This window comes from Zhongshania sp. (genome assembly GCF_041623545.1).
In the GTDB taxonomy this organism is placed as follows: Bacteria; Pseudomonadota; Gammaproteobacteria; order Pseudomonadales; family Spongiibacteraceae; genus Spongiibacter.
In genome coordinates this window covers 1-8,582 of sequence record NZ_JBFJWS010000126.1, presented here as the reverse complement: position 1 = coordinate 8,582, position 8,582 = coordinate 1, and the positions used below count along the sequence as shown (strand labels likewise).

General features: G+C 49.6%; 10 protein-coding genes. 6 read left to right on the top strand and 4 right to left on the bottom strand.

What is annotated here, in order from left to right; genetic code table 11:
• Both ABYT30_RS11815 and ABYT30_RS11810 read left to right on the top strand, forming a co-directional pair.
• Window positions 1–515, top strand: a 515-nt coding sequence (locus tag ABYT30_RS11815; RefSeq protein WP_373096635.1) for an esterase-like activity of phytase family protein, incomplete at its 5' end; no start/stop codon positions are given.
• Window positions 516–731: 216 nt separating this feature from the next.
• Window positions 732–1,148 carry a hypothetical protein gene (locus ABYT30_RS11810; RefSeq protein ID WP_373077875.1) on the top strand — a complete coding sequence of 139 codons (417 nt, stop codon included), beginning with the start codon at window positions 732–734 and terminating at the stop codon, window positions 1,146–1,148.
• A gap of 119 nt (window positions 1,149–1,267) precedes the next feature.
• On the opposite strand, the gene ABYT30_RS11805 is transcribed toward ABYT30_RS11810, so the two are convergent.
• The 4 genes from ABYT30_RS11805 to ABYT30_RS11790 form a co-directional block, all read right to left on the bottom strand.
• Window positions 1,268–2,125, bottom strand: coding sequence for an acyl-CoA thioesterase domain-containing protein (locus ABYT30_RS11805; RefSeq protein ID WP_373077876.1), 858 nt, complete (start codon window positions 2,123–2,125; stop codon window positions 1,268–1,270).
• A gap of 10 nt (window positions 2,126–2,135) precedes the next feature.
• Window positions 2,136–2,576: an acyl-CoA thioesterase gene (locus ABYT30_RS11800; protein WP_373077878.1), complete on the bottom strand. Its 441-nt coding sequence runs from the start codon at window positions 2,574–2,576 to the stop codon at window positions 2,136–2,138.
• A complete protein-coding gene (locus ABYT30_RS11795) occupies window positions 2,573–3,724 on the bottom strand; it encodes an iron-containing alcohol dehydrogenase (protein WP_373096633.1) in 1,152 nt (383 codons plus the stop codon). Before ABYT30_RS11795 ends, ABYT30_RS11800 begins: the two co-directional genes overlap by 4 nt.
• A gap of 65 nt (window positions 3,725–3,789) precedes the next feature.
• The gene (locus tag ABYT30_RS11790; RefSeq protein WP_373077884.1) at window positions 3,790–4,527 is read right to left on the bottom strand and encodes a hypothetical protein; all 738 of its coding nucleotides are present in this window, start codon (window positions 4,525–4,527) and stop codon (window positions 3,790–3,792) included.
• A 195-nt stretch (window positions 4,528–4,722) separates the two neighbouring features.
• Between ABYT30_RS11790 and ABYT30_RS11785 the strand changes: the two genes are divergently transcribed.
• The 4 genes from ABYT30_RS11785 to ABYT30_RS11770 form a co-directional block, all read left to right on the top strand.
• On the top strand, window positions 4,723–5,733 hold the full coding sequence (locus tag ABYT30_RS11785; protein WP_373077887.1) for an AraC family transcriptional regulator ligand-binding domain-containing protein: 1,011 nt from the start codon (window positions 4,723–4,725) through the stop codon (window positions 5,731–5,733).
• 121 nt (window positions 5,734–5,854) lie between these two features.
• Window positions 5,855–7,030, top strand: coding sequence for an acyl-CoA dehydrogenase family protein (locus tag ABYT30_RS11780; RefSeq protein ID WP_373096631.1), 1,176 nt, complete (start codon window positions 5,855–5,857; stop codon window positions 7,028–7,030).
• A gap of 11 nt (window positions 7,031–7,041) precedes the next feature.
• Window positions 7,042–7,743, top strand: a complete 702-nt coding sequence (locus ABYT30_RS11775; protein WP_373096629.1) for a glutathione S-transferase family protein — start codon at window positions 7,042–7,044, stop codon at window positions 7,741–7,743.
• A 32-nt stretch (window positions 7,744–7,775) separates the two neighbouring features.
• On the top strand, window positions 7,776–8,582 hold an 807-nt coding region (locus ABYT30_RS11770; RefSeq protein ID WP_373096627.1), incomplete at its 3' end, for an acyl-CoA dehydrogenase family protein.

Genomic DNA, 8,582 nt, shown 5'->3' with positions numbered 1-8,582 from the left:
CTGCTGCGATCAACTTGATGCAGCGTAACAACGGCTTTGAGGGTGTAGCGGAGTACGATGGCAAATTGTATGTCGCGTTTCAGCGCGCTTGGCAAGGTGAGGTCAACGTCCGTATCGGTATATATGATATTGCTACTGAAAACTGGAGCTTTGTGTTTTACCCGCTTGACGCGCCAGAATCCCAAAACGGCGGTTGGGTTGGCTTGTCTGAGATTAGCGCACTCGGAAATGGCGAGTTCCTTGTGATTGAACGCGACAACCAAGGTGGGCCAGATACGGCTATTAAACGTTTGTACAAATTCGATGTTAGCGGCTTGGCTGATGGTGCTTTACTTAATAAAACTCTGGTGCGTGATGTGCTAGATGATTTGCGAGGCACTGGCGGCATGGTGACCGAAAAAATAGAGGGCATTGCCATTCTAGAAAGTGGTAATGTAATTATGGTCAATGACAACGACGGTGTAGAAGACAGCAATGGCGAAACCCAGCTGATTAACCTTGGTAAGCTGTTTTAATTCACCGGAGAAATTTAAGCCCGCGTTTAGTGCGGGCTTTTTTATTTCTCGGCGTAATACCTGTGCAGCCCTGCCTCATTAGTGCAGGCATTGCAGTTACAATATTGGTTTTATTAGACGCTGTAATTTTGCCGCTTTAATTTCAATTGCCGCCTATCTTGCGACTCTTCTATATTGATATAGGCCGATATTTATCAGTATTGAAAAGGAATTTCTATGCGGGCTGGTCAATCAAGATTAGTCAAAGGTGTTGTTGCGGTGCTTATTTCCTTAACAGCGTGTACGACCACACGAAGTTACCGACCTGTTGTAAACAATCGTCCCCCCTTAGTTTCTGGAGACGCCTATGATGTGCGCTTTCTAAACGGTAAACAGGAGGCGGCAGTTATCGCTATGGTTTCTGATGACGGCTTTACCGATCGAGCAGGACATTCTCATTTGTTTTCTGAAATTGACGAAGTTAGGGAGAAACGATTTAGTTTTCTCAAAACTACTGGCGTGGTGGCCGGAACGTTAGTGGTATTTGCCGCAGCAGGTTTGTATTTAATTGCTAATGCGATTGACGACATGTTAGCCGATAGCGCCACGAATATGATGTCTGAGCCCCCGGCGAATTCAGAACGCAAAAATTAAGGAGCAACAGAAAATACCGCAGTATTTTAAAAAGTGTTCATGAACTACCCCATTGGTGACGATGACCATGGGGTAGGCATATCTCAATCTCAGTATTTCGCAAATTGAAATGGATTGGCTTAGGTTCCGCGCTTTTTACGCATAATGCCTTCTTGGGTGCTACTTGCGACTAAATTGCCCGCGCGATCATAAATTTTGCCGCGCACAAATCCTCGTCCATTAGAAGCACTGGGGCTTTCCATGTCATAAAGCAGCCAGTCGTTAAAATCAAAAGGCCGGTGAAACCACATGCTGTGGTCAATGGTGGCCATGCGCATGTCTTCGGTCATAAACGAAACCTTGTGGGTTTGGCTAGCCGTAGATAAAAAGCAAAAGTCAGACGCGTAAGCTAAAAGATAATTGTGCACGCAGGGGTTGTTTGGTAATAGCCCGTTTGGCCGCATCCACATTTGCTTTGTGGTGTCGGGGTTAACGGGGTCTTTGATGCTCGCAGCGCGAAAGTCGATGGCGCGCACAGCATTGAATTTGGGTAGCCATTCCTCAGGGGTTAGGCGTATCGCCTCTGCGGATAATTCCATTTCCTTGGGTAAGTTCTCCGGCGGCGGGGCTGGCGGCATCGGTGATTGGTGATCGAAGCTATCGATGTTGAGCTGAAATGAACTGGTCATAAAAAAGATGGTTTGGCCACGTTGGACAGCTTTAACGCGACGGTTAGAAATGGTGCCGGCATCGAGGTTGCTCTCAACCTCAAAAATAATGGGATAGTCGGGATTGCCTGGCCGCAAGAAATAAGAATGAAAGGAGTGAATGTGGCGCTCTGGGTCAACCTGTTGAGCTGCCGCCGACAGTGCTTGCGCAATGACCTGACCACCGTAAACTCGGCCCCAATCTGTGGCTTCAGACTGACCGCGATATAGATTTTCGTCAATCTTCTCTAAACTGAGCAGGGCGATGAGTTGCTGCAATGGATCTGACATCTGTAACTCCTTAATCACGGTATATACTTTGTAGCACCTTGCGCACAGGGGCTGGTATTGGTACAGGTCGATTTGTTTGGCGGTCTACATAAACATGTACAAAGCGGCCTAGCGCAGCAGCTTCATTATCAGCGTTGCGAAACAGGGCGGTTTCATAGCGCACACTGCTATTGCCTAAATGAACCACTTTTAGGCCGACAGTCACTTTGTCAGGAAAGCTTACCGAAGAAAAGTACTGACATTGAGTTTCTATCACAAGCCCAATAGCCGAGCTCGTTGCAATATCGAGAACGCCGCTGCTAATCAAATGTTCGTTTACGGCAGTATCGAAAAAAGAATAATAAATTACGTTGTTCACATGCTGATAAACGTCGTTGTCGTGCCAGCGCGTTTGAATTTCACAGAAATGGGGGTACTCGTCGCGTTTAGGTACAGGGGCTTTTTCGCTCACAGAGCCTCCTTGTATAGGGTTGCTGCGTCGGCTAATTGAATTTCTCTGGGATTATTAATCAGAAGGCGAGTTTGCTTCATGGCGTCTGCTGCTAAGGCGGCGATGTCGCCTTCAGTAATGCCAACATCCTTAAGGCGAGTGGCAATGCCGAGCTCTTGCGGTAGGTTTTGTAAATACTCAACGAGCATATTGGCGCGGCGAAAGCTGGTACCGCTGGCAGCGGGGTAAACCACATCCGCGAGTTCGGCGTACAGCGTTTCAGCATTAGGCATATTAAAACGCAGCACTGGCCCGAGCATTAAAGAGTTCGACAGGCCGTGGGGAACATGAAAACGGGCTCCCACCGGATACGCTAAAGCGTGCACACCACCTACTGGCGCATTGGCAAAGGCCATGCCGGCCAAACAGGCCCCGAGTAGCATATTTTCCCGGGCTTTAATATTTTTACCGTGTTTACAGGCCGTGTGAATATTCGCGGCGAGCAGGCGGAGGGCATCTTTCGCGAGGGCATCGGATATGGGGTTTTTTAAGCGCTTGCTGGTATAGGCCTCAATGGCGTGAACCATTGCATCGATGCCAGTCGCAGCGGTGACCGCGGCAGGTAGTCCCAGTGTGAGGCTGGCATCGAGAAGGGCAATGTCTGGCAGTAGCAGCGGGGACACTACACCCTTTTTCTCATTCTCGCCGGTGGTGACGATGGCAATTGCGGTGACTTCTGAACCGGTGCCCGCGGTTGTGGGTACTAATATTAACGGCAGGCGCGGGCCTTCAGCCTGATTGACGCCATAGATTTCAGGCAAAGATTGACTGCCGCTGGCAAGCAGGGCAATCAGCTTGGCAACATCCATTGAACTGCCGCCGCCAAAACCAATAATACAGTCTGCATTGGCGATTTGGGCTGCCTCGACGCCAGCGTAAATAACGGATTCTGGCGGATCGGCAAGGACATCAGAGTATACGCTGACCTTAACATTGTGCTGCGTAAAACTCGCTAGTGCAGTGTCGAGTAACTGCGCGGCCAGTACGCCTGGGTCTGTGACAATTAATACTGAATCACACTGCAAGGCGCGCACGCGAGACGCGATATTGGCTGCTGCACCGGGTTCGACAATGATTGACTTGGTGGTGTGAAACTCAAAAGTACTCATGCGCAGATTCCCTCTGTAGCGCGGAACGCGTTGACTGTCTGAAACCTATAGTTGCTGCTGAGCGATCAAAATCGATAACCAAAGCCGAGTTTGGCTACGGGAAAGAATTCCAGAGACTCCATGTCTTCCTCAATTTCCCTTTCCTCGTCGTCAAGCTGGGCGCGGCAGGATTCTGTGTTGTTACATGAGCCGGTGGTCTGTATGTCGGCGTTGGCCTTACCTAAAAATGCCACGCCCAAGTCGGCGCTGATAAACCAGCGTTTATCCTGCTGAAATGCCCAGCCGAAGCCGATATAAGGCGCAATACTCTCCTCAAAGTCGATTGTGATGTCGACCTCGCCAATATCACTGCCGGGTACGCTGCTGCCACCAACTTCGCAGCTATTGGCGACGGGCACTGCGCCAGCGGTGTTAGTTTTACAATTGGTAACGAGTTTGGTGCCGCTATTGTTCAGTAACAAGCCGGTGGTGAGTCTAAAGACGCCTTTAAAAGGGTGCCAATCTGCGAGCAAACTGCCATTTTTCAGGTCCAGATCGCCTTCATATGTTAATTCATCGCCAGGCACACCGTTTTCGTCTTCGGGCTTAAAGTCAAAGTCGGTAGAAAACTGCTGCCAACCGGCACGTACACCAAATGTCGGACTCAATTTATAGCCTAGTTCGATACCTGGACCAATTGTCGACAGGTGAGCAGTTAGGCTTAGTTCAGCTTGCAGGGTGCTGGTTGTGCCAAGAAGCGCGAGACTCAAACCGAATGCTTTTAAAGTACGTGGCGTGGCGTTAAAACGGGGTAAATAGCGCAAGAGACCTCCGGCAGATATATCGGGAATGTTAACAAGATAAACATTATAGACCAGTGACTCCTCAGATCCATATTCCCACGGGTGTTTAGTATTGGCTGTTCCGGGATTAACCCTACCCAGCGACAATTGCCTCGCATACACTAGGGCTTTAAATTAGCTGCAATGACGATATCAGTGTTAAATCGCCCTTCATCAATGAGTTCAGTGCCCGAGTGGACTGTTAATAGCTCCGCCTTTAAAGCTTTGTTTCAGGCCGCGGAGGCCTTGGACGCGAATATAGATGGCTTGTTCGTTGAGGCGGGAATAGCGAAAAGTGATTTAGACGATGCCGATTGCCGCTATCCGGTGGACATTCTGTTTTTTCTATACGACTTAGTTGGCGAAAGAACAGCAGCGCCAGATATTGGCCTCTATATCGGCCGTATAGATTACATAAACCGCTTGAACCTGCAGCTCTATGCCTGCTCCGCGTGCACGACCTTCCGTGAATATCTCAATGTCATGCCGAGTGTACTGCGGATCGTCGGGGATATTGGTGAAGTTAATGTACGACGCGAAGGCGAGTTCATTCGTTTAGATTGGCAGCCTTTGGCGCCAGAGACCGCTGCCCAGCGTTACCTGACTGATTCATCCTTATCGGTTGCCGCAGCAATTGTTAATTCAGTGTGTGTGCGGCCGATACCCGTGCGAGAAGCGCATTTTAGCTACGCTGAGCCGGCCGACCTAAGCTTATTGAAACAGCAATTTGGCAATAACTTACTTTTTAATCAGCCTGTAAGCTGCCTGTATTTAGATCGTGCTTGCCTTGATTATGCCCTCATTAAATTGGATGCGAATTGGGTTCAGGCCTTGGCCCAGCCAATTCGTTATTTATTCGAAGATAATAGCGATAGCAATGATTTTATTGTTGCCGTACGTAAAACCCTGCTGCGCTTGCTGCCCAGTGGCGATATGAACATCGACAAGGCAGCTGGAGCTCTTAATATCTCGCGGCGTACTCTACAGCGTCGCTTAGCTGAGCAGGGCACCCAGTTCTTACAGGTATTGCAGGAATTACGTGCCGAGCTTGCGATTCAATACCTCAGTGATGAGCGGCTGAGCATTACCGATATTGCCTTTTTGTTAGGCTATATGGATCAAAGCTCCTTTTCAGGTGCATTTCGCAGCTGGCATGGCCGGTCGCCGCGAGATTACCGCAAGCAATAACTTTAGCTCATTCTGGCACTCATTCCCGACTATGCTGGCACCGTTGCCCAAGCCTAAATCCCTCAAGTCGCTAGACTAAGGCGCTGAAGTTCCAAATAGTCATTTTCAAAGAGTGAGCATAATGTCCCTAACGTTTGATAGTGCGCGCCTGTACAACCCCTATTTACGCCCCGAACATGAAGAGTGGCGTACTCAGCTCCGTAAATGGTTAGAAAAAGAGGTTGTGCCCTTTCTCGACGACTGGGAAGAAGCGGGCAAAGTCCCTGACAGCCTCTGGAAGAAAGCAGCTGATATTGGCGTACTGCAACTGGGTTATCCTGAGTCCTACGGCGGAATTTCCGAGGGAATCGACCAGTGGCACGTGAACATCACTAACGAAGAATTTACTCGCGCTGGTTCAGCTGGCGGGCTGATCAGCAATTTGCTAATTCACGGTATTGGCCTGCCGCCAGTGATGAACTACGGCAGTGAAGCGTTAAAACAAATGGTCGCAACGCCGGTACTGGCTGGTGAAAAACGCATATCACTGGGGATCACTGAACCGTCCGGTGGCTCTGATGTGGCTAATATCACCACAACCGCAGTGCGTGATGGCGACTACTATATTGTTAATGGCAGCAAAACATTTATCTCTGGCGTAATGGGTGCTGACTGGGTATCTACGGCGGTGCGCACTGGCGGCGAGGGTGGCCGAGGGGTGTCGATGTTACTCATTCCCACGGACTTAGAGGGGGTGGCGAGAACGCCGCTAAACCGGAAGCAAGGTTGGTGGTGTGCCGACACAGGAACCATCTACTTTGATAATGTGCGGGTGCCCGCTAGCAATTTATTGGGGGAGGAGGGGCAGGGCTTTTGGGTCATTATGACCAACTTCAATCCCGAACGTTTAAGTTTGGCTGTCACTATGGAAGCGGCCGCGCGGGCCTGTTTAGAAGACGCAGTAGAGTGGGCGCAGCAGCGTAAAACCTTTGGCAAGCGCTTGGCTGACCATCAAGTGATCCGCCATAAAATCGCGAGTATGAAACAAAAAATCAACGCCACTCAAACCTATTTACAATACCTCACACAGGCCTCGATCGAGGACCGCTGTGATCCTGGCGATTTAGCCATGGCCAAAGTACAAGCGAGCGAAACAATGGAGTATTGCGCTAGAGAAGCCAGTCAGATCTTAGGTGGGGCCAGTTATTTGCGTGGCAATCGCGTAGAGCGCTTCTATCGCGAAGTACGGGTTAACGCCATTGGCGGCGGTTCCGAAGAGATTATGCGCGACCTTGCTGCCCGCCAATATAAGCTTTAAGGATACAAACTATGACGACAATATTGAGCCCGAAAACCAAGCCAAAATTATGGCATTGTTATACCTCACGCTCACTGCGCGCGCTATGGGCGCTAGAAGAGATGGGTATCGAATATGACCTAGAAGTACTGCCGTTTCCGCCGCGTATGTTTCAGCGCGACTACCTCGAAGTGAATTCACTGGGAACAGTGCCGTATTTTGTCGACGGCGATACCCACATGACAGAGTCCTCCGCCATTGGCCTGTATTTGGTAGAGCGCTATCAGCGCTATGATTTTGGTCTGAAAGCAGGACACGCGGAATATGGCGATTATCTTAATTGGCTGTTTCACAGCGACGCTACACTCACCTTCCCGCAAACCTTGGTATTACGCTACTCCCAGTTAGAGCCGCCGGAACGCCGCCAACCACAAGTCGTTGACGACTACTATAAGTGGTTTTTAGCACGGCTTAAACGCTTGAATAGTCATATCGTTGGCCGAGAATTTCTCTGTGACGAACGCTTTACCGTAGCGGATATTGCTGTGGCTTACGCTCTGTACCTTGGTGATGGTTTGGGTTTGTCGCAGTTTTACGAACCCCAGGTGCTCGATTATTTTCAGCGTATGACGGCGCGACCGGCTTTTATAAAAACGGAGGCCATTGGCAAGGAGACGTCCTTGTTTTCGCCGACACCTTATCCTTTTGAGAATGTCCCCAATTTGTTTGGATGAGTGCGGCCCACATTTAATAATAAGGAACGACTATGAAGTTTACTGAAGAGCATAATGCCATACGCGAAACAATTGCGCGTTTTATCGATACTGAAATTAACCCCTATGCTGATCAGTGGGAAGCTGACGGTATATTCCCCGCCCATGAACTGTTTAAAAAAATGGGTGATCTTGGCTTGCTAGGTATCGCTAAGCCACTGGAATACGGTGGCATGGGATTGGATTACAGCTACCAAATCGTCTTCTCCGAGGAACTGGGCCGTATCGCTAGCGGCGGCGTGTCGATGGCAATTGGTGTGCAAACCGATATGGCGACCCCGGCTTTGGCGCGCTTTGGCAGTGATGAGTTGCGCCGCGAATTTTTAGCGCCTGCCATTGCTGGTGATGCGGTGTTTTCTATCGCGGTAAGTGAGCCCCACGCGGGTTCTGATGTGGCGGCGATAAAGACCACTGCGAAAAAAGACGGTGACGACTATATTATTAACGGTACTAAGATGTGGATTACCAATTCCACCCAGGCTGACTATTTGTGCTTGTTAGCCAATACCAGTGACGACAAACCCCATCTCAATAAATCGTTGATCATTGTGCCCACAAATACCCCCGGCGTATCCTTTTCCGAGCGCCTAAATAAATTGGGTATGCGCTCCTCTGATACCGCTCAAGTATTTTTTGACGATGTACGAGTACCGCAAAAAAACCTGATCGGTGAAGAGGGACACGGTTTTATTTATCAAATGTTGCAGTTTCAAGAGGAGCGATTGTTTGCCGCTGCCGGCGGTTTAAAGGGCATGGAGGACTGTATCAACAAAACCATTGAATACACCCGCGAGCGGCAG

Excerpts from the sequence above, each read along its gene's own strand:
- ABYT30_RS11810 (WP_373077875.1), top strand. The coding sequence starts at position 732 with ATGCGGGCTGGTCAATCAAGATTAGTCAAAGGTGTTGTTGCGGTGCTT.
- ABYT30_RS11805 (WP_373077876.1), bottom strand. The coding sequence starts at position 2,125 with ATGTCAGATCCATTGCAGCAACTCATCGCCCTGCTCAGTTTAGAGAAG.
- ABYT30_RS11795 (WP_373096633.1), bottom strand. The coding sequence starts at position 3,724 with ATGAGTACTTTTGAGTTTCACACCACCAAGTCAATCATTGTCGAACCC.
- ABYT30_RS11785 (WP_373077887.1), top strand. The coding sequence starts at position 4,723 with ATGAGTTCAGTGCCCGAGTGGACTGTTAATAGCTCCGCCTTTAAAGCT.
- ABYT30_RS11780 (WP_373096631.1), top strand. The coding sequence starts at position 5,855 with ATGTCCCTAACGTTTGATAGTGCGCGCCTGTACAACCCCTATTTACGC.
- ABYT30_RS11775 (WP_373096629.1), top strand. The coding sequence starts at position 7,042 with ATGACGACAATATTGAGCCCGAAAACCAAGCCAAAATTATGGCATTGT.